General features: G+C 47.6%; 21 protein-coding genes and 11 tRNA genes. 9 read left to right on the top strand and 23 right to left on the bottom strand.

All coding sequences use genetic code 11. The features are described 5' to 3' along the window. The first annotated feature begins 97 nt into the window (after window positions 1-97). Window positions 98-352, top strand: a complete 255-nt coding sequence (locus DRW41_RS13875) for a DUF6154 family protein (protein ID WP_115452608.1) — start codon at window positions 98-100, stop codon at window positions 350-352. Between the two features lie 176 nt (window positions 353-528). Further along, window positions 529-726 carry a YtzI protein gene (ytzI, locus tag DRW41_RS13870; protein WP_245959443.1) on the top strand — a complete coding sequence of 66 codons (198 nt, stop codon included), beginning with the start codon at window positions 529-531 and terminating at the stop codon, window positions 724-726. Window positions 727-814: 88 nt separating this feature from the next. Here ytzI and DRW41_RS13865 read toward each other — a convergent pair whose 3' ends face one another. After that, window positions 815-1,288: an S-ribosylhomocysteine lyase gene (locus DRW41_RS13865; protein WP_115452607.1), complete on the bottom strand. Its 474-nt coding sequence runs from the start codon at window positions 1,286-1,288 to the stop codon at window positions 815-817. A gap of 312 nt (window positions 1,289-1,600) precedes the next feature. Here DRW41_RS13865 and yidD point away from each other — a divergent pair, with 312 nt between their 5' ends. Continuing rightward, window positions 1,601-1,849, top strand: a complete 249-nt coding sequence (gene yidD, locus DRW41_RS13860; RefSeq protein WP_115452606.1) for a membrane protein insertion efficiency factor YidD — start codon at window positions 1,601-1,603, stop codon at window positions 1,847-1,849. 18 nt (window positions 1,850-1,867) lie between these two features. Here yidD and DRW41_RS13855 read toward each other — a convergent pair whose 3' ends face one another. Further along, window positions 1,868-2,425, bottom strand: coding sequence for a beta-class carbonic anhydrase (locus DRW41_RS13855; protein ID WP_115452605.1), 558 nt, complete (start codon window positions 2,423-2,425; stop codon window positions 1,868-1,870). 222 nt (window positions 2,426-2,647) lie between these two features. Between DRW41_RS13855 and DRW41_RS13850 the strand changes: the two genes are divergently transcribed. The 4 genes from DRW41_RS13850 to DRW41_RS13835 all read left to right on the top strand — a co-directional run bounded on the left by DRW41_RS13850 (window position 2,648) and on the right by DRW41_RS13835 (window position 6,420). Continuing rightward, window positions 2,648-3,610 carry a metal ABC transporter solute-binding protein, Zn/Mn family gene (locus DRW41_RS13850; protein WP_115452604.1) on the top strand — a complete coding sequence of 321 codons (963 nt, stop codon included), beginning with the start codon at window positions 2,648-2,650 and terminating at the stop codon, window positions 3,608-3,610. Between the two features lie 144 nt (window positions 3,611-3,754). After that, window positions 3,755-5,116 (top strand): cytochrome ubiquinol oxidase subunit I, encoded by a 1,362-nt coding sequence (locus DRW41_RS13845; RefSeq protein ID WP_115452603.1) that lies wholly within the window; start codon window positions 3,755-3,757, stop codon window positions 5,114-5,116. Window positions 5,117-5,127: 11 nt separating this feature from the next. Continuing rightward, window positions 5,128-6,174: a cytochrome d ubiquinol oxidase subunit II gene (locus tag DRW41_RS13840; protein ID WP_115452602.1), complete on the top strand. Its 1,047-nt coding sequence runs from the start codon at window positions 5,128-5,130 to the stop codon at window positions 6,172-6,174. An 87-nt stretch (window positions 6,175-6,261) separates the two neighbouring features. After that, window positions 6,262-6,420: a DUF1540 domain-containing protein gene (locus DRW41_RS13835; protein WP_115452601.1), complete on the top strand. Its 159-nt coding sequence runs from the start codon at window positions 6,262-6,264 to the stop codon at window positions 6,418-6,420. 95 nt (window positions 6,421-6,515) lie between these two features. On the opposite strand, the gene abc-f is transcribed toward DRW41_RS13835, so the two are convergent. The 8 genes from abc-f to DRW41_RS13800 form a co-directional block, all read right to left on the bottom strand. Then, on the bottom strand, window positions 6,516-8,411 hold the full coding sequence (gene abc-f / locus DRW41_RS13830) for a ribosomal protection-like ABC-F family protein (protein ID WP_115452787.1): 1,896 nt from the start codon (window positions 8,409-8,411) through the stop codon (window positions 6,516-6,518). Between the two features lie 266 nt (window positions 8,412-8,677). Continuing rightward, the gene (locus DRW41_RS23655) at window positions 8,678-8,791 is read right to left on the bottom strand and encodes an RAxF-45 family protein (RefSeq protein ID WP_281272315.1); all 114 of its coding nucleotides are present in this window, start codon (window positions 8,789-8,791) and stop codon (window positions 8,678-8,680) included. A gap of 102 nt (window positions 8,792-8,893) precedes the next feature. Then, the gene (menC, locus tag DRW41_RS13825; RefSeq protein ID WP_115452600.1) at window positions 8,894-10,000 is read right to left on the bottom strand and encodes an o-succinylbenzoate synthase; all 1,107 of its coding nucleotides are present in this window, start codon (window positions 9,998-10,000) and stop codon (window positions 8,894-8,896) included. Next, window positions 9,997-11,487, bottom strand: coding sequence for an o-succinylbenzoate--CoA ligase (locus DRW41_RS13820; protein ID WP_181884556.1), 1,491 nt, complete (start codon window positions 11,485-11,487; stop codon window positions 9,997-9,999). Before DRW41_RS13820 ends, menC begins: the two co-directional genes overlap by 4 nt. 98 nt (window positions 11,488-11,585) lie before the next feature. Further along, a complete protein-coding gene (menB, locus tag DRW41_RS13815; RefSeq protein ID WP_115452599.1) occupies window positions 11,586-12,404 on the bottom strand; it encodes a 1,4-dihydroxy-2-naphthoyl-CoA synthase in 819 nt (272 codons plus the stop codon). A gap of 13 nt (window positions 12,405-12,417) precedes the next feature. Beyond that, window positions 12,418-13,227 (bottom strand): 2-succinyl-6-hydroxy-2,4-cyclohexadiene-1-carboxylate synthase, encoded by an 810-nt coding sequence (gene menH / locus DRW41_RS13810; RefSeq protein WP_181884555.1) that lies wholly within the window; start codon window positions 13,225-13,227, stop codon window positions 12,418-12,420. Continuing rightward, window positions 13,224-14,975 (bottom strand): 2-succinyl-5-enolpyruvyl-6-hydroxy-3-cyclohexene-1-carboxylic-acid synthase, encoded by a 1,752-nt coding sequence (gene menD, locus DRW41_RS13805; RefSeq protein WP_115452598.1) that lies wholly within the window; start codon window positions 14,973-14,975, stop codon window positions 13,224-13,226. Before menD ends, menH begins: the two co-directional genes overlap by 4 nt. Then, on the bottom strand, window positions 14,972-16,378 hold the full coding sequence (locus DRW41_RS13800; RefSeq protein ID WP_245959442.1) for an isochorismate synthase: 1,407 nt from the start codon (window positions 16,376-16,378) through the stop codon (window positions 14,972-14,974). The genes menD and DRW41_RS13800 overlap by 4 nt, the downstream gene beginning before the upstream one ends. Before the next feature lie 408 nt (window positions 16,379-16,786). Between DRW41_RS13800 and DRW41_RS13795 the strand changes: the two genes are divergently transcribed. Together DRW41_RS13795 and DRW41_RS13790 are read left to right on the top strand one after the other, a co-directional pair. Continuing rightward, complete coding sequence (locus tag DRW41_RS13795) at window positions 16,787-17,722, top strand: 1,4-dihydroxy-2-naphthoate polyprenyltransferase (RefSeq protein ID WP_115452596.1); 936 nt, start codon at window positions 16,787-16,789, stop codon at window positions 17,720-17,722. 302 nt (window positions 17,723-18,024) lie between these two features. Beyond that, window positions 18,025-18,783: a TraR/DksA C4-type zinc finger protein gene (locus DRW41_RS13790; protein WP_115452595.1), complete on the top strand. Its 759-nt coding sequence runs from the start codon at window positions 18,025-18,027 to the stop codon at window positions 18,781-18,783. Window positions 18,784-18,830: 47 nt separating this feature from the next. On the opposite strand, the gene DRW41_RS13785 is transcribed toward DRW41_RS13790, so the two are convergent. The 13 genes from DRW41_RS13785 to DRW41_RS13725 all read right to left on the bottom strand — a co-directional run bounded on the left by DRW41_RS13785 (window position 18,831) and on the right by DRW41_RS13725 (window position 23,862). After that, window positions 18,831-19,883 carry a GlgC family sugar phosphate nucleotidyltransferase gene (locus DRW41_RS13785; RefSeq protein WP_115452594.1) on the bottom strand — a complete coding sequence of 351 codons (1,053 nt, stop codon included), beginning with the start codon at window positions 19,881-19,883 and terminating at the stop codon, window positions 18,831-18,833. Between the two features lie 21 nt (window positions 19,884-19,904). After that, a complete protein-coding gene (locus tag DRW41_RS13780; protein WP_115452593.1) occupies window positions 19,905-21,050 on the bottom strand; it encodes a glucose-1-phosphate adenylyltransferase in 1,146 nt (381 codons plus the stop codon). Between the two features lie 1,713 nt (window positions 21,051-22,763). After that, a tRNA-Glu gene (locus tag DRW41_RS13775) sits at window positions 22,764-22,835 on the bottom strand. A 5-nt stretch (window positions 22,836-22,840) separates the two neighbouring features. After that, window positions 22,841-22,932, bottom strand: a tRNA-Ser gene (locus DRW41_RS13770). Window positions 22,933-22,935: 3 nt separating this feature from the next. Then, window positions 22,936-23,010: transfer RNA gene (locus DRW41_RS13765), tRNA-Asn, on the bottom strand. Between the two features lie 34 nt (window positions 23,011-23,044). Further along, window positions 23,045-23,121 (bottom strand) — tRNA-Ile (locus DRW41_RS13760). 5 nt (window positions 23,122-23,126) lie between these two features. Next, window positions 23,127-23,200, bottom strand: a tRNA-Gly gene (locus DRW41_RS13755). A 10-nt stretch (window positions 23,201-23,210) separates the two neighbouring features. Next, window positions 23,211-23,286, bottom strand: a tRNA-His gene (locus DRW41_RS13750). A 19-nt stretch (window positions 23,287-23,305) separates the two neighbouring features. Further along, window positions 23,306-23,381 (bottom strand) — tRNA-Phe (locus tag DRW41_RS13745). 8 nt (window positions 23,382-23,389) lie between these two features. Next, window positions 23,390-23,466 (bottom strand) — tRNA-Asp (locus DRW41_RS13740). Between the two features lie 3 nt (window positions 23,467-23,469). Beyond that, window positions 23,470-23,543: transfer RNA gene (locus DRW41_RS13735), tRNA-Met, on the bottom strand. A gap of 132 nt (window positions 23,544-23,675) precedes the next feature. Beyond that, window positions 23,676-23,768 (bottom strand) — tRNA-Ser (locus tag DRW41_RS13730). Window positions 23,769-23,788: 20 nt separating this feature from the next. After that, a tRNA-Ile gene (locus DRW41_RS13725) sits at window positions 23,789-23,862 on the bottom strand. Window positions 23,863-24,006 lie beyond the last annotated feature (144 nt).

Here is a 24,006-nt window from a genome sequence, read left to right as displayed (position 1 = left end):
ATTATTCATAGGCGCCGTTCATGGAGGAATACTTTTTTTAACAAAGGGTATTAAAATAATAGGCAAAAATTTTCTTCTTGTCTGGAGGTGAAGTGTTGTGAAATTGGTTGACGAGCTATATGAATTATACCGCAACAAGCTTACCGGGGATGAGGAAGATATTGATATGCTTGCATTTGCCTTTCTTGAAGAAATGACTCATGAAGATTTGCTCGCGCTTATTCAGGATATGGACAAGCAGGAGCTTTACGACCTTATGGGGATCTATCTGATTGAAAGCCTTAAAGGGAAATTCGCCAGGGATGATTACGGGCAGCGCCCCGTTACCTTCTATCCTAGAAATATACATTAAAAATACATAGGGGTTGGGAAAAGGAGAGCCTTGTCGTGAAAACGAAACAGGCTCTTTTTTTCGTGGGGAATAATCCAGTGAATTAAACCATGGCCGTTAATACCATACTTTTTGCAGCCCTTTGGCCTTTCTACTACCCTTATGCTACAATGGATGCAAAGAAACAGCCGGCGGGCATGGCTGAATGGAATGGGGGGGCGGAAATGGTCATTGTTATGATTTTTAGCATCATCATTTGTATTGCGGTAATATGGCTAACAGTCATTGTAACAAATAAAGCCTATGCATTTAAACATTCGGTCGATACGGTGGATCCTGTTCCGAATCAAAAAGAAGATGCAAATCAAAATGCCAGAAACATCGCCAACAATTAAAAGGCTTCCCGGATATATTCCCGGGAAGCCTCTTGTTTTCTATTAATCTTTTATGCATGGCAGACAGACTGCCTAATAGTTTATAAAATCAGGCGAATACCTGCTTCAGTTCTTCCTTGCTGTGGCCGAGCCAGAAGCGCATCAGCTTCTTTGCGCCTTCTAGGTCATGAAGTTTTGCCTGTCCGCATTGCTTTTCATTAGCGGCTGGTATTTCAGTAATTTCTACAGCATCCTTCATGGTAGCATCAAGGAGGTCTATGATTTCCTCGACAGTCGGTTCGCCGCTGACAACGAGATAGTAGCCTGTCTGGCAGCCCATCGGGGAAATGTCGATAATATCAAAATGGTCATATTTATCCGCATGTTTACGGATGTTGAACGCAAGAAGGTGCTCTAGGGTGTGGATGGAGTCAGGCTTCATCGCCTGCTTATTCGGTTGGCAAAAGCGGATATCGTATTTATTTACAACTCCATCGCTGCCGACTTTATGGACGCCGCAGTGGCGGACATAAGGGGCTTTCACGGCATTATGGTCAAGTTCAAAGCTCTCAACTGAAGGCATGCATTTCACTCCTTTAAACATTCTTCTCTAATCATACCATGAATTCCGACTATTTTCATCTACATTTAGGAAATTCACGTTTTAGACGAGTATTCTTTTTTATGGTAGAGTGATGAGAAAAGTGTAAGCGCCCGTTTAGTGCCGTATGGACTGGAGGGCCCCGATGGAGATAAAGGAAACACGATGAGCAATAGCGAATCGATGTTGACTTATCGTAGCGAGGGGACCGAAGTACACTAGGCGCTGGGCGCTGGAACTAGACAAATTTTCCTATTATAATGTCTTAAAAAACCCTATAAGGAAGAAAAAACAATGCTGCAAAAACTTTTCATCGGAATCATCCGCTTTTACCAAATTGTGATTTCCCCTTTAAAACCGCCAACATGCAGGTTCTATCCCACCTGTTCGTCATACGGGCTTGAAGCAGTCCGCCGTTTCGGCGCGCTCCGAGGGGGTTGGCTGGCTGCAAAAAGGATCGCCAAGTGCCATCCCCTCCATCCAGGAGGCATAGACCCGGTGCCCGACGAATGGCCTAAAAGGAAAGAAGCGATTAAAAAATAACTGTTCAGTGCCGCCTGATTAATACCCCTTTACGACAAGGTCAAGTTTTCCGGTTTCCGGGTTGATGACAAGTCCGTGAACAGGCACATCAGCCGGCATGAGCGGATGCTTTTTTATCATTTCAACACTGTGTTTTACACTATCGGATACATTTTCAAAACCATGAAGCCACTGATTGATGTTGATGCCCGAATAATTCAGGGTTTCGAGCGTTTCCTCTGTAACGCCCCTCTCTTTCATGCTTTCAATCACAGGGTCGGCCTTCATCCCGCTCATCCCGCAATCATGATGGCCAATCACCATTACTTCCTCGGCTTGAAGCTGATAGACCGCTACAAGGATGCTGCGCATGATACTTCCAAAAGGGTGGGCGATCAAAGCTCCGGCATTCTTAATCAATTTCACATCCCCATTGCTTAAATTCATCGCCTTTGGCAATAACTCCAATAGCCTTGTGTCCATGCATGTTAAAATGACCATCTTTTTATTAGGGAATTTAGTCGTCTGGTATTTTTCATATTCCTTTTGTTCAACGAATGTTTTATTGTATTCAAGAATTTCATTTAGCATTTCCATTTTCTCTCACCTTTTACTTTAGATTTATCCCGGCGTTTTCGCCGAGAAACGTTCCTTTTATAGAATACCGGAATTAATCGCGGAAAAACAATTTTTTAATCTTGCTTTCCAAATCGATATTGTGTATTATAAATCAGTCAAACCAAATCGGAATCATTACGTATTATTTATTTTTTTGAAATTTAAATCGGAATCAATACGGTTTAAGGGGGAGGAACAACTATGAAGAAAAAAATACTGGCACTTTTTATCCTTATCTCAGGTACCGTTCTTTCCGCATGCGGCGGCAATGCCGGGCGGGAGCCTGCAAAGAAAGATAAGCTGGTTGTGTACACAACTGTTTATCCTCTTCAATATTTTACCGAAAGAATTGGCGGAAAACATGTGGAGGTTCATTCCATTTATCCTCCGGGTGCGGATGAACATTCCTTTGAACCTTCCCAAAAGGATATGATCTCGATAGCGGAATCCGACTTGTTTTTTTACATTGGCCTTGGCCTTGAAGGCTTTGTGGAAAAAGCAAAAGCAAGCCTGAAAAATGAAGATGTCAGGATGGTTGCGGCCGCTAAGAATATCGGGATTGAGGACAGCCACGGGGCGGAAGAAGAAAGCGGGGAGCATGGCCATGATGAAGAAGGAGGAGATCATGGCCATGGCCATGCCGGCATCGACCCGCATGTTTGGCTTGATCCTGTATACGCAAAGTCGCTTGCCGCGGAGATTGAAAAAGAACTAGCCAAAGAGCAGCCGGAAAACAAAGCAGAATTCGAAAAAAATTATCATGAACTCGTTTCCAGCCTGGATGAACTGGACCAAAAGTTTAAGGACGCCTCGGCTAATGCGAAACATAAAGAAATCATTGTCTCACACGCCGCTTTCGGGTATTGGGAATCAAGGTACGGAATCAAACAAATTTCTATAGCGGGTATGTCAACTGCAAGCGAGCCAACCCAAAAAGATATGGAAAGGATTATTTCGACCATTAAACAGGCTGGCATTAAGTACATCCTTGTGGAACAGAATATTTCCTCAAAGCTTGCTAAAACTGTCATGGCCGAAACGGGAGCCGAAATTGCCCCTGTGCACAATCTGGCCACACTTACCGAGAAAAACATCAAAGATAAAGAAACGTATTTTACCTTAATGGAAAAAAATCTTGAAACGCTGAACAAGGCGATGAACTAATCCTTATATTCACGACAGCATCCGCTGCCCCCTACGGGAAGCGGATGTTTTATTATTAAAACTCCCCTTTCTTGCCGAAATGCAGTCTAAAAAACGGCCGCCTGGTCAACACTGTTGCTATGCATTTTTGAAAGGAAGAGTGGAATGAGCGATTTAGTAATAGCCCGGTCCCTTTTCGGAACGACAATGGGCTTTCATATTATCCATGCGACAATTGGGGTCGGCCTGCCGCTGATGATTCTCGCCGCGGAGCTTCTGTATCAGAAAACGAAGGATATTGAATGGGTGGTCATGGCAAAGCGTTGGACAAAAGCCTTTGCCGTCCTTTTGGGAGTGGGCATCCCGACCGGGACAATCGCCGGCATGCAGCTTTCACTTCTATGGCCGGGCTTTATGGAAGTGATTGGCCGTGTCATGGCCCTTCCATTTCAGATCGAGATTTATGCCTTCTTTGTAGAAGCCCTTTTCATGTCCATTTATGTTTACGCCGCGGAAAGGATCAAACCTTGGATGAGAATTGCCAGCCTGGTGCTTGTGGCGCTCGGGGGATTGGCTTCAGCGGTGCTGATTACGAACGTCCATGCTTTTCAGGGAACGCCTGCGGGCTTTGAAATTGTCAATGGTGAGATAGTGAATGTAAACCCTTGGGAAGCGTTTTTCAATCCAAGTTTCTTCGTCACGGCGACACATGTGGCCGTATCCGCCTATGTCGTCGGCGCATTCGTTGTCGCGATGGTCGCGGCTTATAAAATGCTCCGCGCCGAACACGGGTCAAGGATTTACCGTTTCCATCAAAAGGCCCTAACCTTATCGCTTGTCATTGGCGGCATCTTTTCGCTGCTAACAGCCGTAAACGGGCATGAATCCGCCCAAATGCTCCACAAATACCAGCCAGAGAAACTTGCCGGGGCGGAAGGGCTTTTCGAGACACAGTCATACGCCCCGCTCGCGATTGGTGGGGTGACCGATCGGGAAAGCCAATCTGTAAAGTATGGGATCGAAATTCCATGGGCGCTAAGTTTTCTTGCCGGGAACCGCTTCGACACAGTTGTCAAGGGATTGAATGAGTGGCCTGAAAGCGAGTGGCCGCCACTTTTCATCCATACCCTTTTTAACGGAATGGTTTTCATCGGCACTTTTCTCATTCTCGTTGCCGCGGTGGGCATATTCTGGAAAAGATTTTTAAAAAAGGACAAATACCCGAAATGGCTGTTGTGGCTTTATGTGGCTTCCGGCCCGCTTGCCATCCTGGGGATTGAATTCGGCTGGATTTTCGCCTGCACAGGCCGGCAGCCCTGGAATATTTACCGGATGCTATCAACCGCTGAATCTGTCACAACGCAGACAAACCTCGGGCCGATTTTTATTTCTTTTATCATCGTGTACATCATCCTCGCGGCGGCGGCGATTTTTGTCCTTCTTCACTTTTTTAAAAAGAATCCTGTCCATAAGGATCTCGACCGCGCTACAGGCGGCAACGGACAGCTCTTTAGTTCGAATACTTAGGAGGTGCCGAAATGGTTGATGCCTATATCGCAATCACGATTCTTTGGGGTTTTGTTTTCATTTATGCCGTAATGGCCACCATGGACTTTGGCGCGGGGTTTTGGTCGATGATTTATATCAACAGGAAAAATACATCGGGGACAACGATTGCCAACCGGTATCTTTCACCGACCTGGGAGGTTACAAATACATTTATTGTCGCCCTGGTTGTTGCCGTGTACAGCCTTTTTCCGAAGGGGGCTTATACGCTTGGGACCGTTTTGCTGATACCAGGGAGTATCATTCTGATCCTCCTGACACTAAGAAGCGCATTCCTTGTTTTTTCAAATATTGCCGATGAATACAGAAAGCCTTTGACTTTCGTTTCGGGTATTTGCGGCTTTTTGATACCAGGGCTGTTAATGAGCGTTTTGCCGATTACCCACGGACATTACATTGACACCATTGATGGGCGGCAAACGCTTAATCTCGCAAGGTTATTCACGAGCCCAAATGAATATGCCTTCTTTGGGTTCGCGATCAGTTCAACTTTATTTCTTTCTTCACTGCTGCTTGCTGATTATTCGAAGGTCTCGCACGAGCACCATGCCTATCGGATATACAGGCGGGACGCCCTTATTCTTGGACCTGTTTCGATGGTGATGGCCCTCGCGATCATGGTCACACTTAAAAAGGAGGTCGGCTGGCTTTACAGCGGGATGATGGACAATGTTTCCCTGCTCTATCTTTCCCTGGCTCTGTTCCTAGTCGGAGGCCTGGCGCTTTTCCTGCCATCAAAAAAGGATGGCCGTTCCGTTATTGGCATGCCACGTCTTGCCGTCATCGCTATAACCGCCCAATACCTTGTTGCGAGCTATGTTTATGGACGGGGGCATCTTCCTTATCTTGTCTATCCCGATGTAACCATCCATTCGGCATTTACTGACCCTAATTCGTTCAGGGCGGTTTTTGCCACATACATCGTTGGCTTTGCCATCCTGTTTCCGGGGTTTGCCTATTTTTGGAGCCTGTTTATGCATGATAAAAAATATCTTCGTAAAAACAATGCTTCGGACTGATGTCAAACCCCGCATTTTTTGGAAGGGATGAATTCCTTCCAAGCTTCAGAAGCTATAATCGTATCCCAATTCCAAGGAGTGATACGAGTGGCAAAAGATGTCCTTTGCGAAGTAAACAATTGTTCGTTTTGGGAAAACGGAAATAAATGCGGCGCCGAGCAAATTTATGTCGTTAGCCATACCGGAGAAACAGCGGATACGAGCCGGGAAACCGATTGCAAAACATTTGAGCCTCATGGCCATTAGATTTATCGAAACAAAAAAGCCGGTTCCTTTTGGGACCGGCCTTTTTTGTATTTACAATCTTTTACTTGTGTGGAGTTCCCGGCTTTCCGCTGTTTTTACCCATCAATCAATTTGGCAAGCAGTTCATACAGGGAATCGCGGTCTTTTTCCAGCCTTTCCTTTGAGATGAACAGCTCCTGCAGCCTCTCAAGCTCCGTTTCTGTTTCCAACTCAGATTCAAGGGTTGACAGCTCCCGTTCCGCCTTCACCAATCTCGCTTCTATTTCTTCTATTTGTTTCTCGCTATTTTGCGCCACCGGCCTGCTCTCTGTCGGCTTTACCGGTCTGGGAGGCACCATTTCCTTCGGGGGCTCCTCCCTTCCTTTAAGTTCTTCCAGTTTCATTTTCGCCCATGTATAGCCGCCTTCAAAAGAATAAAGTTTTCTGTTATAAAGCCAGTATGTCTTATTGAAAAGCTTATTTAGAAAGTACCGGTCATGCGACACGGCAAGAATGGTGCCTTTGAAGTCTTCGAGGGCATCCTCCAATACTTCCCTCGAGTCGATGTCGAGGTGGTTTGTCGGCTCATCCAGCACGAGGAAATTAATGTCCTGATGCATCAATTGAGCGAGGCGGAGCCGCATTTTTTCGCCGCCGCTCAGCTGGCCCACTGAACGAAACACAGCCGGTCCATAAAATAAAAATTTCGCAAGTATGTGCCTCGCTTCCCCTTCAGCAACATGGACCTCATCCCTGAAAGCATCAATCAGCCTCCGATTCGGCTCCGCGGGCGAAAAATGCTGTGACAGATAGCCAATTTTCACATTGCTCCCAACCTTCACCTTACCCTTCTCCGCCTCGACCTCGTTCAGCAGCATCCTGATAATGGTCGATTTTCCGGCGCCATTCGGACCGACAATGGCTGTCCGGTCAAGGTATTGGACAAGCAAGCTGGCCTCTTCGAATAACGTTTTGCCTCCAAATGATTTTGAGACAGCCTCCATGCAAAACACGTCTTTCCCGCTTCTGTCCGTTTTTTCAAACTCTAAGTCCATTTGCTTTCGCTCAAGTATAGGGCGCTTTACTTTTTCCATTCTTTCGAGTGCCCGTTCCATATTCCTGGCCCGTTTATGCAATCCTTCGTTCGGAGGGTTTGCCTGGTTTGCCCATTCCCTTAGCCGTTTAATCGCTTCTTTCATTTTCTTTATTTTCTTTTGCTGTTCTTGATACGCCTGGAATTCCTGCAATAGCCTTTCCTCTTTTTCTTTTACAAAACCTGTGTAATTCTTGTGATAAATCGTAAGTTCCCCGTCCTCAAGATCAAAAACTTTGGAAACTACGTTATCAAGGAAATACCGGTCATGCGAGATGCAGACAATGGTGCCTCCATATTCCGCTAAATAGCCCTCAAGCCACTCCACAGCAAGGATATCAAGATGGTTCGTTGGTTCATCCAAAAGCAGCAGGTCTGGCTTTTGTAGGAGGACGAGGCCAAGGCAAATCTTCGTCTGTTCGCCGCCGCTCAATTGCATAAACGGCTCCTTAAGAAGCCCTTCAATCCCAAGCCCCTTTGCCACTCTGGAAATATCGGCGTCCATTTCATAGCCGCCGGAGAGGGTAAATTCATCCTGCAGGCGGCCATACTCAGCCAAATCGCTGGCAAGCATCCCTTCATCCGCAGCATCGGCCATTTTCGATTCAAGCTCCCTGAGCCGGGATGCTATTTTTATTAGATCCGAAAAAGCGGTTTGAAGGACATCCAGCCCGGTTGTTCCTAAAGGGTAGCGTGGAATCTGCGCCAAATAACCAATCCTTGCCCCTTTTTTAAAATGGATCTGTCCCTTATCGATTGTCTCTTCGTTTGCCAGAAGCTTGAAAATTGTTGTCTTCCCGCACCCATTCCTCCCGACTAGGCCAATCCTGTCTTTTTCCTTTATTTCAAAAGATAAATTTTCAAAAATACTATTTCCGCCAAACATTTTTGAAATCTGTTGTACGCTGCATATAATCATATTCCTCTTCCTTTCAAACATAAGGTTGTGGCAAGAGGCAATAAAAAAAGCCATGAAGGGGATCATCCTCCATGGCTATCGATAGATAAACCCATTAATAATACCAGTTTCCTTCCCACAGTTTGGTTTTAACCAATTTTATTATGGGGGTTTTGCCTGGCAATTAAATCGTGGATTTTTTGACACCAAAAAAAGAGCATTCCGCTCTCATTTGCCGCCGATTATATCGAACTGGAATTGAGACCTCTTACCGTTCTGTTTCATATTCAATTGCTAAATGAGGGCACACCTGTCCCGTCAAAAGCAATTTCATGAAAAATTGCACGGCAAATATAAATAAATCCTAAAAATCCGCCTTGCAATCCTACAGAACGTTCCATCTCAATCCCACCTCCTTTAGCAATAAGTTCCTTTATTATATGATGCAGCAAAAAAATCCGCAACTTTTACGTTTGCAATTTTCAGAATCGTTATTGTGAAAATCAAAAATGGAAGGCCATGCTGCTGAGTGTCGTTTGCTCAAGGCGGCGCCAATTTACTTCAAATCCGATTCCGGGACTTTTAGGAACGGTGACCCAGCCGTTCTCCACCGAAACTTCTGGCGTAATGATGTCCTCCTCCCAAAAACGGGAGGACGATGAAATATCGCCTGGAATTGTAAACCCTGGCAGCGAGGCAAGTGCGATATTATGCGCCCGCGACACCCCAAATTCAATCATGCCCCCGCACCACACCGGGATTCCTCTATCCCTGCAAAAATCATGGATCCGGATTGCTTTCGTAAGCCCGCCAACCTTTCCTGCTTTAATGGAAATAATGCGGCAGCTCCCGAGCTCCGCAGCCAACACGGCATCTTCATACGAGTTGATGCTTTCATCCAGGCAAATCGCAGTTGTAAGTTTTGACTGAAGCTTTGCATGCTCGAGGAAATCATTATGGGCAAGCGGCTGCTCGATCATTAGCAGGCCGAGCTCATCGAGCGATTTCAGCCTGTCTACATCATTCAGTGTATAGGCAGAATTGGCATCTGCCATAATCGGCAAGTCTGGAAAAGCGTTGCGTATCCTTGAAAGGAGCCGATAATCATTGGCGGGGCTTATTTTTACCTTGATCCGCTGATAGCCTTCCTCCACATACATCGCTGTTTGCTCGAGTGCCTCTGCTTCATCTTTTGACGCAACGACGACTCCCGATGGAATCTTGTCCGCCTCACCGCCGATAAGCCTTGAAAGCGAAACCTGTTTTTGTTTCGCGTACAAGTCCCAGAGCGCCAATTCAATTGCCGATTTGGCCATATGGTTCCGGCGGATGCTTCCAAACAAAATTGATGCATCCTTAGGATGGGAAATCGGATTCTTTTTTAAAAGGGGAATCAGAAATTCCTCCATAACATGCCAGCTTGTGCCGACAGTTTCCTCCGTATACCAAGGGGACGAGAAGGCGACTCCTTCCCCGAAGCCGTTTATTCCATCCTTATCAACCGCTTCCACAATGATGCTCTCTCTTTCGTACACTGTCCCAAGGTGCGTGTGGAATGGCTGCTTTAAAGGCATAGAAATAATATTCGCATTTATTGCGGTTAGGTTCATTGTCCCCGCTCTCCAATCAAATCAGGAAGTTTCCTGCGCAAAAGTTTGTTTGATGCATTCCGCGGGAGTTCAGTAGCTAAGTAAAAATCCCTTGGCACTTTATACTTTGCTAGCCGTTCAAGGCAAAACTGGCGGAGAGCCTCTATGGATGGCGCGTGTTCCTCTCTTGGAACGATAAAAGCGGCCGGTGCCTGGCCCCATTTGCTGTCAGGCACTCCCGCTACCCCGGCGTCCTTGACTTCGGGATGGGATAGGAGGACGCTTTCGATTTCAGCCGGGTAGATATTTTCCCCTCCGGAGATGATAAGATCGGTGCGCCGGTCAAGCACATAAAGGAATCCTTCTTCGTCGAGGCGTCCGATGTCCCCTGTATGCAGCCAGCCATCGATAATTTTTTCAGCGGTTTCCTTTGGCTTGTTCAGATAGCCTTGCGTTACATTCGCTCCCTTCAGCAGAATTTCTCCCTCTTCTCCGTTGGCTGCCTCTTTTCCATTGGGCAGTTGAATCTTCAAGGAAACCGGGAATAGCGGTTTACCCGCGGACCCCAATTTAGCCAGGCTGTATTCCGGCGAAAGGGTAACGGATTGCGAAGCGGTTTCGGTCATTCCGTATGTTTGGTAAACAGGAATATTCCGGCTTTGGCATGCTTCCAATAGCGGCAGTGGGGCTGGCCCCCCTCCCAATAGCATGCAGCGGAAGGTTTCAGGGAGCCTTCCTTCCCCGAGCTCATCCACAATTCTCGCCAATGTTGTCCCGACTACCGACATGATTGTGACTTTTTTCTCCACAATATCTTCAATGGATTTTTTCGCATCGAAATGGCTGTGCAAGACGATGTGCATCCCATAAATGGCGCTTCTCATTAAAATTGAATAGCCGCTAATATGAAAAACCGGAACTGAGCATAGCCAAGTGTCGTCCAGCGACAGTCCAAGGTTCAAGGCTGATCCAGCCGCGCTCCAAAAGTGGTTTCCATATGTTTGCAAAACGCCTTTCGGATTTCCAGTCGTCCCCGAGGTATACATGACAGTACAGATTGCGTCGAGGGATACTTCTTCTTCAATTGCACATTCAGCTCCCTCGACGGAATCCAGTTCTTCCAACGGAAATGTTTTTATGTTTGGAATAGGTGAAGCAGCATCAGCAGCAAGATCCTCAAACGAAGCTTCATAAATGAGAAAATCCGCATTTGCATCATTCAGCTGATAGGAAAGCTCTGCCTCGGATAAACGGTTGTTCAGCATGACAGCTGTGGCTCCCAGGAGCTGCAGGGCATAGAGGAAAATAGCAGAATTCAGGCTGTTCTTGACCAGTACCCCTGTAAAACTGCCCTTCTTCACCCCGATTGCCGCCAGTCCTTCAGCAGTCTTATAGCTTCTTTCGTAAAGCTGTTTAAAGGTAAGCTGCTCATCGAGATAGCTAATAGCTGGCCTATCGGGTGTCAGGAAAGCCCGCTTTTGCAAAAAATTCGGCATTGTTTGCGCCATGATTTCACCTTCTATAGTAAAACAGCCTGATGGGATTCCCATCAAGCTGCAGATTGTGTTCATTTACTTTAAAATGTTAGGCCCCGCATGTTTCCGGTTTATGGGAACCTCGGGAACTGGCCGAAGTCCGGCTTGCGCTTCTCTTTAAAGGAATCGCGGCCTTCTTTCGCTTCGTCGGTTGTGTAATAAAGAAGCGTTGCATCCCCAGCGAATTGCTGTAGGCCTGCAAGCCCGTCCGTGTCCGCGTTCATGGCTGCTTTCAGGAAGCGGATTGCCGTAGGGCTCTTCTCAAGGATTTCTTCGCACCATTTGATCGTTTCTTCTTCCACCTGCTCGAGAGGAACAACAGTGTTTACAAGTCCCATATCAAGTGCTTCCTGTGCATTGTACTGGCGGCACAGGTACCAAATTTCGCGTGCTTTCTTATGTCCGACAATCCTCGCAAGATAACCGGAACCATAGCCAGCGTCAAAGCTGCCTACCTTCGGGCCTGTCTGTCCAAAAATAGCGTTGTCCGCCGCAATTGTCAGGTCGCAAACGACTTGGAGCACATTGCCGCCGCCGATTGAATAGCCTTTAACCATTGCGATAACTGGTTTTGGAATAACGCGGATCAACCGCTGAAGGTCAAGGACGTTCAGGCGCGGAATTTGGTCATCGCCAACATAGCCGCCATGGCCGCGTACCTTTTGGTCACCGCCCGAACAGAATGCCTTATCTCCGGCACCTGTCAGGATGATCACCCCGACATTTGAATCATCCCTTGCATAAGCAAAAGCATCGATCATTTCCATAACCGTTTTCGGCGTAAATGCATTGTGCACTTCCGGACGGTTAATGGTGATTTTGGCAATGCCATTATAAGTTTCATATAGAATTTCATCGTATTTACGTTCCGCAACCCATTCTACAGTCAAAATAAAACCTCCCTTATGTATGTGTCAAAAACCCACTAACTATTGTACCAAACTTTTCCGGATTCTCCACATGAATTGCATGTCCTGCAGCTTCCACGATTAAAGCCTTTCCCGATTTCATGCGTTCGGACATCCTCTCCGCAATCCCGCAAAACTTTTGGTCGAGTCCGCCAGCAAGAAGAAGCACCTCTGCTTCAAGTTCCGGCAGCCTTTCCCAGTAGGACGGCTGGGCCCCCGTACCCATTCCGATGAGGGAATTGGCGAGCCCATCGGGGGAGTTTTCCAAACGCTGCTTCCGGACAGCTTGCTTAACGGTATCCGGCATCAACTGGAGGGATTTGAAAAGCGGGATGTTTTCCCAATAATCGACAAAAGGCCCAATCCCGCGCTCTTTTATAAAATTGGCAAGTTCATGGTCTTTCATGCGCCTGCCTTGCCGTTCCTCTTCACTTTCAAGCCCCGGTGAGGCGCTCTCAAGAACCAGCTTGCCTACCAGGTCTGGATACGTTAGCGCAAAAGCAAGGGCAAGGCGCCCCCCCATGGAGTAGCCAAGCACATCCACTTTTTCAAATCCAAGCCCGTCAAGGATTTCCTTCAAGGCGCGGGCCGCCGAATCGATGCTGAAATAACCGATTCCGCCCTCCACAACTGTTTTTCCGTGTCCAGGCAGGTCCGGGCAAATCATGTAGGAATGGCGGCCCAGTGATTCACAAAAAGGCATCCATGTCCCGCTGCTTCCGGTAAAGCCGTGCAGGAGCAAGAGCGGCGTGCCATTCCCGCACATTTCAACATGGAAGTCGGCCCCTTCAATCTTTATCTTCATTCCACTGCGTCCCCAAGCCCGCTTATTTCCCGGGAAACCGCTGCCCATAATCTTCTATGGTCCGCGGCGTTTTCTTCCCTATCGGTCACAACCTCGATCACCTTCAGGCCTCGCTTGCTTTTCGCCGACAAAATCGCATCCCTGTAGGAAATCCAATCTTCTACGCGCGTGAATGTACCGCCATACATCTCAACAACATGAGTATAATCCAAATCAAGCGGGGTACCGAAAAGGCGCTCAAAATTCCGTGCTTGCCCTGCCTGGGGAAGGAATGAGAAGATTCCGCCCCCATTGTTGTTGATGACAATCACCGTCAAATCCATGTTATACAATTTGGCAGGCAAAAGGCCATTCATGTCATGGTAAAAGGTCAGATCGCCAACAACCAGATACATCGGCCCTCCATACAGGGACGCTCCGAGCGCGGTGGAGACAACGCCATCAATCCCATTCGCTCCCCTGTTTGCCATCACGTTGATTTTTTTATCATTCAGCCAGAAAAAGCTGTCCAAATCGCGAATCGGCATGCTGTTACCGACAAAAAGCGACGCTCCTTCAGGAAGCAATTCGGGAAGCTCCCGATAAACAAGGCTTTCATTCATCTTGTCCCTATCCATTTCGGCATCCATTGCTGCTTTTGCTAGAGAATTAAGCTTTAGCCACTGGCCTGCATAATTAGTGGGCTGCTTCTTGTCAATGAGTGAAAGGAGCCCCTCGCAAAACAGGGCTTCATCGCAATAAACCATTTCTGTGGAAAGGGCGTGCGGATCAAGCCAACCTCCTCCCCCATCTACAACAAATTGGCGAGCGTCCCGGTTTTCTTTTAGAAAAATCGTCAGTGCCTTTGAAACGGGCATCGCCCCAAAACGAATCACGACATCAGGTTTGAGCCACTGTTTCGCATGCTCAAAACGAAGGAATGCGTCGTACGCATCAACAACCCAATCTCCGGAATTGCCTTCGCTCCTTAACTGTGAAAGAGGATCGGCAAGTACCGGATAGCCAAGCGCCTCTGCAAGCTGTTCAACTTTGCAGGAAAAAGCTTCATTGTCTAGCTCACCGCAAACAATGATGCCATTTTCATACGCCCCCAGTTCCGAGACGATCCTCTTCAACGCTTCCTGGTCCAAAGAGCGTTTTCCCTGTGTTACCGAAACAAATCCTTCTGCCCTTTCAGCGAGTTCAAAAAGCTGCTCATTTTCAAGGTGGGGGATTAAAGGTTCGCGGAATGGGAAGTTCAAGTGGACCGGGCCTGCCGGTGCCTGGATTGCCAGAGCGGCCGCGCGACCGCACACCATCCTCGCATACCTAAGCATGTCAGCAGACTCGTCAGGCAACGCCATATCACTAAACCACTTTACATGCTTCCCGTACAAATCCATTTGATCGATTGCCTGCGGCGCTCCGACATCCCTAAGTTCATGAGGCCTGTCCGCCGTCAGCACAAGAAGAGGCACGCGTGAATAACGGGCCTCGACAACCGCCGGAAAATAATTGGCCGCGGCTGTCCCGGATGTGCACAAAAGTGCCGCGGGCCTTCCGCTCGCCTTCGCAATCCCCAGCGCAAAAAAAGCGGCGGACCGCTCATCGACGTGAATATGCAAATTCAATCCCGGGTGCTCGGCCATGACCATTGCCATTGGCGTGGAGCGGGACCCCGGGCTAACTACAACATCTTTAATTCCAGTATGGACAAGCTCCGCCACAAAAGCGGCGATATAAGCTGTCAATGCACTCTGATGGCTCATTCCTTTATTCCTCCAAGAGCTGAAAGCATCGGCCTGAATTTCAGCCCGGTTTCAAGATATTCACTCTCCGCGTCCGAATTCGCGACAACCCCGCAGCCGGCAAATAGCGAAGCTTCCTTGCCCTGGATGAGGCCCGAGCGGATCGCGACCGCGAATTCCCCGTTGCCCGCATAATCCATCCACCCAATCGGCGCCGCGTACAATCCACGGTCCAGCGTTTCCAGTTCGCGGATTTTCGCAATCGCGGCTTCTTTTGGAAGCCCACCTAGGGCCGGGGTCGGATGAAGCCTTTCAACGATGTCAAGAAGGCTTGAGGACTCCTTCGCAATCCCTTCAACCGGGGTATATAAATGCTGGATGTCACGGACTTTCATCAATTGGGGTTGGTCCGGAATAACGACACTGTCGCACGTCTTTTCCATCGCATCCCGAATCATGTCGACCACGTATTGATGTTCCTTAAGATTTTTTTCATCTGAAAGCAACTGGTTCCCAAGCATCGTATCTTCATTTCCGGTTTTGCCCCGCTGTATGGAACCGGCAAGGCAAGCCGACCTTACCGACCGGCCCCGTTTTTTAATAAGGCGTTCAGGTGAAGCCCCGATGAAGCTGTCGCCGCCTGATTCAAATGAAAAAATAAAGCTCGCCTTTTGCTCCAGCTCCAGCCTGCCAAGTACCGCGCCGCTTTCAACCTCGCTTTCGAACAACAAGCGCAGTTCCCTCGCAAGGACAACCTTTTTCAGCGGACCTTCCTGAAGCTGTGTTACAGCTTCCATAACAGTTCCCTTCCATTCACCCGCCGCAATCTCTTTTATCTCTTTTAGGCTAGGCACTTCCACATCCATCCGGGTCCCAATATTCTTTAAGAGGGATTCCCTTTCACCCGCGACCTTTTTGAAAAGCGAAATTCCGTCATGTTTCGTACAGACGACATTCGTTGTCAAAAACGCTTCCCCGCCAGCCACCGTCAGCATAAACCTTGGAATGTGGAAAAGGGAATCGGGATATTTCGACCAAAGCGCCGTTTTCTGCTTGTGCGGATCGAAGGAAAAGCCGCCGAACATGAGTGGCCCAAGCCCCGCCTCTTTATATGGATTAACGATAATCCCGCCCTGGATAAGTTCATTCCAGCTGCGCCCTATATATGAAAACCGGCCTTCAGCCAGGTCCGAGCTTAATTGCGCCGCGATACCCAGCCCGGCGATATAAAATCCGCCTTCCGGGTCCCTCCAGTAAAACCGCTCACCAAAAAAATCCGTTCTTCCGCTATCAAAAAAACAAAGGGCTTCAATGGCGCCAGCCTTTCGCACCTCGCTGACAAGAATAGGCCTGCCCTGTTCCCTCGCTTTTTCAATGCCAAGATGGATTGCTTCTTTCAGTTCCGTTTCATGAATGGTAACCACAAATTTCCCTCCAACACAGCATCCAAAGCTGTTGTCCATTCAACCTAAACCCCATTTAGGATACTACTCTGTCCGCTGGAGTGTCAATAACACTTGTCACTTCCAACCGTGTTCATACCTTATTATAACGCATTCCACCGCAAAGCTCGACAACCGCCGCCTGCAAACCACTGGAAAATTCCATCGACCTCCCAGGAAAAGACGTTTTCGGTTCTTCACCAAAATAAGAACTAGCACTTATGGTGAAGAAACTGGTTTACCTTTTTTATGGAATTCGTTTCCAACCGTCGGGAAAAAGTGATTGACAGGCTCCGGGCAATTCCATAAACTTAAGTTTGGTATGGCTTTTTGCCATGTTTCCAAGAATACTAGCTTTAATGAATCAAAATATATAAGGGAGTGTTCATCATGCAGCCACAAGTTAAGACCAGCACACCCCATATTCCCGAATCGAACCGCGGATTCCGCGCATGGTGGCAGCTGACAAGGCCGCATACGCTAACAGCGGCATTCGTACCGGTTTTCCTCGGAACCGCGCTAGCGCTTCAAGAAGGAACCATTGATTACGGGCTCTTTACTGCCATGCTGCTCGCCTGCCTGCTCATCCAGGCGGCTACCAATATGTTCAACGAATACTATGATTTCAAGCGCGGCCTCGACACAGAGCATTCCGTCGGGATAGGCGGCGCCATTGTCCGCGACGGGATCAAACCAAAAACCGTCATGCAGCTCGCATTGGTCCTTTATGGCCTCTCCATCCTGCTCGGCATCTATATTTGCATGGAAACGAGCTGGTGGATTGCCGTTATCGGCAGCGTTTCAATGCTCATGGGCTATCTGTATACAGGAGGACCATACCCAATTGCATACACCCCGTTCGGCGAACTGTTCGCAGGGTTCTTCATGGGCTGCCTGATCATCTTGATCTCATTCTACATCCAGGCAGGATTCGTAACGGCGACAAGCGTCTTCGTATCGGTTCCGGTCTCCATCCTGGTCGGCGCCATCCTGCTGGCCAACAACATCCGGGACCATGACGGCGACAAAGAGTTTGGGAGGAAAACCCTCGCCATCCTATTGGGAAGGGAAAACGCAATCAATTTCCTGGCAGCGATGTTCATCGCGGCTTACGCTCTCGTCGTAATCATGATAGGACTTGGAATCGCCTCGCCATGGGCCGCAATCGTCATCCTGAGCGCGCCAAAAGCAATAAAGGCAATCAAAGGCTTCAAGGCAGGCAAAGTACCAATCCAGATGATGCCCGCCATGAAATCGACAGCCCAGACCAACACCATTTTCGGATTCCTTCTATCCATCGGCCTCTTCATCGGCCATTTCATCTAGCTTCCGCTTTTGCGGGAGCTTTTTTTATCGAGCTCCAAAACGAACCTTCGGCCGCATTGCATCCCACGAAGGTTGCCAAAATCTACTTGCTTCTCTGGTTTCCAGTCTATCATACACCTGAATCCCCCGAAACAACTGTTGGTATTCATACAGAGCCGCTTTATTCTTTTTGAAAAATTGGCCCACAACCGCGGAAAGCAGCGTGACACCGCCTTCCTTTGCATATGTTTCGCCGTAGGGCGTAAGGGGAACAAATTTAATACAGATATGATAATTTGCATGGAAACGGATGTGAACAGTCTATGTTAACCACTAATCAATTAAATTCATTGAAATATTTATTGAAGGAAGAAGAAAAGGCTCTGGAAAAGCAGCTGGAAATGAAGGACGGCTATGGGGACCGGGACAAGGACGAAACCGAAACGGTCGGGGAACTGTCGTCCTATGACAACCACCCCGCCGACCTCGGAACGGAGCTTTTTGAAAGGGAAAAGAACTTCGCCTTGGACGGCCACGCCGATTCACAGCTCGAAAAGGTTAAAGAAGCCCTTGCGGCATTCGAAGATGGCTCATACGGCGTTTGCCGGGAATGCGGGGAAGAAATTCCTTACGAGCGTTTGGAAGCCGTACCTTCCACCCTCTACTGCGTCGAGCATACACCTGACCGGACAACCGCGAAAGACAGGCCTGTTGAAGAGGATATACTTGACCCATCGGTGCCGAACTCCTTCAGAGGGAGAAGCAAAGGTGGGGTCATTGATACAAACGACTCATTCGAGGAAGTGGCGCACTACGGAACGTCCGAGGGACCTCAGGATCTTGTCGGTGACTACAACAGCTATGAAGAGCTATACAGAAACGGCATTAACGAAGAAGCTCCGCCCGAGGACATTGAGGAATTCGTTTCCAATGATATGGACGGCGGAAATCGGAAATACAATCCGAGCAATGACAAGCTGAAGGAATTGGAAAATATGCTGGACCGGAAAGGGCTTGACTCGCAAATGGGGGACGTCCATTATCACCGCAAGGACAGCTATGTAGACGATAAAAAGAAATAAAATATACAAACCAAAAGCCAGCTCCGAAAAAAATGGAGCTGGCTTTTTTACAATATCATTAATGTTTTGGCTGGTGCTTCAGCAGGTCCGACGACAGAGCCCTTGCTGTAGACAATTGGATTGCCCGGACTCCCAATCAGGATGGTTCCCGATTCGACCTTTACATCTTTATCAAGGATAACTGAATCGAGGACGCAGTTTTCGCCAATCTGGCACTTTTGCATAATTACGCTGTTTCGGATAATTGATCCCTTTCCGATTGTGATTCCCCTTGAAATAATGCTGTTTTCAATTTTCCCTTTCAGTTGGCAGCCATTGGCGATAAGGCTCCTTTTCACCGATGACTCAGGATAATACCGAGATGGCGGCTCATCCTTCACTTTTGTAAACACAGGCTGGGACTTTTTGAACAACGTATTCCATACACGGGAATCGAGCAATTCCATGCTTGTTTTATAATAACCCTGGATCGTTTCAACCCTTTTCGCGTAGCCTTCATATTCATACCTGCATACGGTATAAGGGCTGGACAAATCTTCAAAAACGTCCTTGATGCACGTATACCCGGTTTCGGCCCTGTTCTCAATCAAATCGATGAGCAATGACGTTTTAAGGAGATAAACATCTAAAGGCCTACCGTTTTTGTATACTTCTGTCAAATCACATCCACACCCAATATGCTGCTCCAGCAGGCGGTTGAAATCCGTGTTGATAACGGTAAAGGAATTCGAAATCAAGGTATACTCCTGAGAGCTCCTGTAAAAGAAATCAAGATTTTCGGCATAGTGAGAAAAACAACCTATGCCTGATTCTTTATCCGCATCCGATGGAGAAGCAGGAAAAAGGAACAAACCATCCCTCTTCCTGTTCAAATCCCAATTCTTTCCCGAACCAATATGGTCCATTAATGATCTATATCCCGACTTAGGAAAAATAGCAACATTGCTGATTCCTGAATTCACCATGCTGGAAAGGATGAAGTCGATTAGGCGGTATCTTCCCGCGAAAGGCAGGGCGGCAACCGGCCTGTGCAGCAGTAGTTGTTCCAGATCTTCGTGGTATGTGGCGGCATCGATTACTCCCAATAATTGTTTCTTCATTTCTGCCCCTCCTTCTATAAATTAAGTTGCTGAATATCTCTGTTGGATCATTTCTTCATTAACGAGTACAATTTCCCCGCTCTCCGGGCGAATGACCATGCCCTCAGGAATTTCAATGTGACAGGGGACAATCGCCCTCTCGATGAACGTGTTTTTGCCAATAACCGCATCCGGCATGATGACAGAATCCTTAACAACCGCGCCTCTTTCGATTGTTACCCCCTGGAACACAACCGAGTGTTCGATATCCCCCTCAATGGTGCAGCCTTCATTTACAAGTGAGTGCACAACCATCGCATCACCTGATATGAACTGGGGAGGATGGTTCGGATTGACAGAGTAAATCCTCCACTCGTTATCGAACAAATCGAGCCCGCACGTATCATCCAGCAGGTCCATATTGGCTTCCCAGAAACTTTCGAGCGTCCCTACGTCCTTCCAGTACCCCGAGAACGGATAAGCGATAAGCCGCTTGCCTTCCTCAACGAGGCGGGGGATGACATCTTTTCCGAAATCATGGCTCGACGCTTCATTCGTGTAATCCGATTCCAGGGTTTCTTTCAGCACATTCCAGTTAAATATATAAATCCCCATTGAGGCGAGGTTGCTTTTTGGAACGTCCGGCTTCTCCTCGAATTCCATAATTCTCATATCCCGATCCGTATTCATAATGCCGAACCGGCTTGCTTCCATCCAGGGAACTTCTATCACCGATATCGTGGCATCCGCGCTATTTTGAATATGGTACTGAAGCATATTCTCATAATTCATCTTATAAATATGATCGCCGGATAAGATGAGCACGTACTCCGGGTCATACTGCTTTAAGTAATTGAGGTTCTGGTAAACCGCGCACGCCGTTCCCGTGTACCATTTCACTTCGGAAGACTCGCTGAACGGCGGCAGGACCGTAACCCCTCCATCCTTCCTGTCCAAATCCCATGCGCTTCCAATCCCAATATAGGAATTCAGCACCATCGGCTGGTATTGTGTCAGCACCCCTACTGTATCAATACCCGAATTGGCGCAATTGCTTAAAGTGAAGTCAATGATCCTGTACTTCCCGCCAAACGGAACCGCAGGCTTCGCGAGATTCCTTGTCAGCATTTTCAGCCTGCTCCCCTGCCCCCCCGCCAGCAGCATTGCCACGCATCTTTTCTTTGCCATTATGGCTGCTCCTCTCTTCTTCCGGGCAAAAACAAAAGCCCTTGCGAAGAATGAAAACCATCCCGTCGAGGCCTTGTCTCACATACCCGGCATATTTTCTGGAAAGATTGGAACCCCTTTGCTCTCCCATTAAAGCCCGTATAGGTCTTACAGTAGCTTTTGCTGCCTTTACCCATTACTTCCAAAAGGAGTGGCATGCCCACGCATGCTGTTCACACCGAAATCCCTTTGAAATGGATATTCTATTTTTGAAGAATAATTCGCTTTATCCACTCCAAATCCTTGATAAAAATTCCTTGTTTTTTTGACAAGAAATCGGGAAATTTTCCAAAAATCCCGTGAATTCCGCTCAATGCCATTTCACCTGACAAATTTTCCTTCATAAAAAGATAAAAACCCGCCTTTAAACCCGAAAAAATAATGGCAGGGAAGTGAATAGCCCAAAGACAAAAGTTTATGTAAATTGTCAGTAGAAGGAGAAGGAAGGATACCGAAGCAACTTTCGTTGTATTTTTGAAGTATTCTATCTAATACCCTTTTTCTGTATAAAAAAACCCATTCTCAAAAAAAGTTTCTGAATATTTCTGGAAGTTGGAGAGAGAGGATCTTAATTGATCTTTGAATGAAAAATGTTTAAATAGGAAAGAAAGTGTTGGCATTAAGATAGGAAATAAAAGGATTGATATAAATGAAATTGAAGTGTGGATTGATGCAATCAAGGAGGAGGATAATGAGAGATAACTTTGTTTTAGTTGGAGTTTGTGGGTCTAGTGGGGCTGCGTGACATTCTTTACGGATTTAGGCCTTACAATGTCACGCAAGTGGGGTTTGAGTGCCATTCTTTTTGGATTTAGGCCGGACAATGTCACGCAAAGGAGGGTTGAGTGACATTCTTCCCGAACTTCGCCCGTACAATGTCACGCAAAGGAGGGTTGAGTGACATTCTTTCCGAATTTCTCCCGTACAATGTCACGCAAAGGAGGGTTGAGTGACATTCTTCCTGAATTTCGCCCGTACAATGTCACGCAAATGGGGGGTGAGTGACATTCTTTCTGGATTTAGGACGTACAATGTCACGCAAAGGGGGTTTGAGTGACATTCTTTCCGAATTTCGCCCGTACAATGTCACGCAAAGGAGGGTTGAGTGACATTCTTTCTGGATTTCGCCCGTACAATGTCACGCAAAGGAGTTTGAGTGACATACTTTCCGAATTTCGCCCGTACAATGTCACGCAAATGGGGGTTGAGTGACATTCTTTCTGGATTTTGTCCGTACAATGTCAGGCAAAGGAGGTTTGAGTGACATTCTTTCTGGATTTAGGCCGGACAATGTCACGCAAATGGGGGTTGAGTGACATTCTTTCTGGATTTTGTCCGTACAATGTCAGGCAAAGGAGGGTTGAGTGACATTCTTTCTGGATTTCGCCCGTACAATGTCACGCAAATGGGGGGTGAGTGACATTCTTTCTGGATTTTGTCCGTTCAATGTCACACAAATGGGGTGAAGGACGATTCCTATGAATTGTGGCCGGACATTGTCACTCATCCAGGTGGAGTTTGAAGACACTAAACAATTTTTTACATCCACAGCTTTTTCTTTTAAACGCAATTATAACAAAAAAAAAGATAAGATATTAGCAATGTACAATTTAATAATAGATACCAACGAAAAAGAGCAGCGGGCACAATGCCCGCTGCTCTTTCTTGTAAATATGACCCCTACGGGATTCGAACCCGTGTTACCGCCGTGAAAGGGCGGTGTCTTAACCGCTTGACCAAGGGGCCAACTATGGCGGAGAAGGAGGGATTTGAACCCTCGCGCCGGTTGACCCGACCTACACCCTTAGCAGGGGCGCCTCTTCAGCCTCTTGAGTACTTCCCCATATGGCTCCGCAGGTAGGACTCGAACCTACGACCGATCGGTTAACAGCCGATTGCTCTACCACTGAGCTACTGCGGAATAATATAAATATTCTACAATAAAAAATCAAATATGGTGGGCCTAAATGGACTCGAACCATCGACCTCACGCTTATCAGGCGTGCGCTCTAACCAGCTGAGCTATAGGCCCATATATGGAGCGGGTGATGGGAATCGAACCCACGACATCAGCTTGGAAGGCTGGAGTTTTACCATTAAACTACACCCGCGTATAATAAATGGGGCGATTGAGGGGAATCGAACCCCCGAGTGCCAGAGCCACAATCTGGTGCGTTAACCACTTCGCCACAACCGCCATTACCAAAATATGATAATGGTGGCTCAGGACGGAATCGAACCGCCGACACAAGGATTTTCAGTCCTTTGCTCTACCGACTGAGCTACTGAGCCAAAAAAAATGGCGGTCTGGACGGGACTCGAACCCGCGACCTCCTGCGTGACAGGCAGGCATTCTAACCAACTGAACTACCAGACCATATTGCGGGGGCAGGATTTGAACCTGCGACCGTCGGGTTATGAGCCCGACGAGCTACCGAACTGCTCCACCCCGCGACGATAAAAAGATATTAAATTTCGCCATGCCCATTGAGAGCATTGACTGTCCCCATCATAGATGGGTACAACTCGCAGCATTATCTGTGATGCAACGCTCGTTGCTCCACCCCGCGACGATAAAAATATAAATGGCGGAGGAAGAGGGATTCGAACCCCCGCGCGGTTTAACCCGCCTGTCGGTTTTCAAGACCGATCCCTTCAGCCAGACTTGGGTATTCCTCCATTTATATAGAAAATATTGATGGACCTTGTAGGACTCGAACCTACGACCGGACGGTTATGAGCCGTCTGCTCTAACCAGCTGAGCTAAAGGTCCATATTACATAATCACTATAAGTATCCATCCCTGAATTTTAGGTCCCTACTTGAAACGTTTATTCAGGCAATTAAGTTATGTCCAACTTAAAAGTTTTGGTAGCGGCGGAGGGGATCGAACCCCCGACCTTACGGGTATGAACCG

Source organism: Neobacillus piezotolerans (assembly GCF_003362805.1).
GTDB lineage: Bacteria > Bacillota > Bacilli > Bacillales > Cytobacillaceae > Bacillus_D > Bacillus_D piezotolerans.
The sequence above is the reverse complement of the archived record's forward strand: the minus strand, read 5'-3'. Positions and strand labels throughout refer to the sequence as shown.

Coding starts and splice junctions, on each gene's coding strand:
- DRW41_RS13865 (WP_115452607.1), bottom strand. CDS start 1,288: ATGCCTTCAGTTGAGAGCTTTGAACTTGACCATAATGCCGTGAAAGCC.
- DRW41_RS23655 (WP_281272315.1), bottom strand. CDS start 8,791: ATGGAACGTTCTGTAGGATTGCAAGGCGGATTTTTAGGATTTATTTAT.
- abc-f (WP_115452787.1), bottom strand. CDS start 8,411: ATGATTATATGCAGCGTACAACAGATTTCAAAAATGTTTGGCGGAAAT.
- DRW41_RS13795 (WP_115452596.1), top strand. CDS start 16,787: ATGCAGCCACAAGTTAAGACCAGCACACCCCATATTCCCGAATCGAAC.
- ytzI (WP_245959443.1), top strand. CDS start 529: ATGGCTGAATGGAATGGGGGGGCGGAAATGGTCATTGTTATGATTTTT.
- menC (WP_115452600.1), bottom strand. CDS start 10,000: ATGAACCTAACCGCAATAAATGCGAATATTATTTCTATGCCTTTAAAG.
- DRW41_RS13785 (WP_115452594.1), bottom strand. CDS start 19,883: ATGAAGAAACAATTATTGGGAGTAATCGATGCCGCCACATACCACGAA.
- DRW41_RS13850 (WP_115452604.1), top strand. CDS start 2,648: ATGAAGAAAAAAATACTGGCACTTTTTATCCTTATCTCAGGTACCGTT.
- DRW41_RS13820 (WP_181884556.1), bottom strand. CDS start 11,487: ATGGCGCAAACAATGCCGAATTTTTTGCAAAAGCGGGCTTTCCTGACA.
- yidD (WP_115452606.1), top strand. CDS start 1,601: ATGCTGCAAAAACTTTTCATCGGAATCATCCGCTTTTACCAAATTGTG.
- menH (WP_181884555.1), bottom strand. CDS start 13,227: ATGAAGATAAAGATTGAAGGGGCCGACTTCCATGTTGAAATGTGCGGG.
- DRW41_RS13840 (WP_115452602.1), top strand. CDS start 5,128: ATGGTTGATGCCTATATCGCAATCACGATTCTTTGGGGTTTTGTTTTC.
- menD (WP_115452598.1), bottom strand. CDS start 14,975: ATGAGCCATCAGAGTGCATTGACAGCTTATATCGCCGCTTTTGTGGCG.
- DRW41_RS13780 (WP_115452593.1), bottom strand. CDS start 21,050: ATGGCAAAGAAAAGATGCGTGGCAATGCTGCTGGCGGGGGGGCAGGGG.
- DRW41_RS13790 (WP_115452595.1), top strand. CDS start 18,025: ATGTTAACCACTAATCAATTAAATTCATTGAAATATTTATTGAAGGAA.
- DRW41_RS13855 (WP_115452605.1), bottom strand. CDS start 2,425: ATGGAAATGCTAAATGAAATTCTTGAATACAATAAAACATTCGTTGAA.
- DRW41_RS13845 (WP_115452603.1), top strand. CDS start 3,755: ATGAGCGATTTAGTAATAGCCCGGTCCCTTTTCGGAACGACAATGGGC.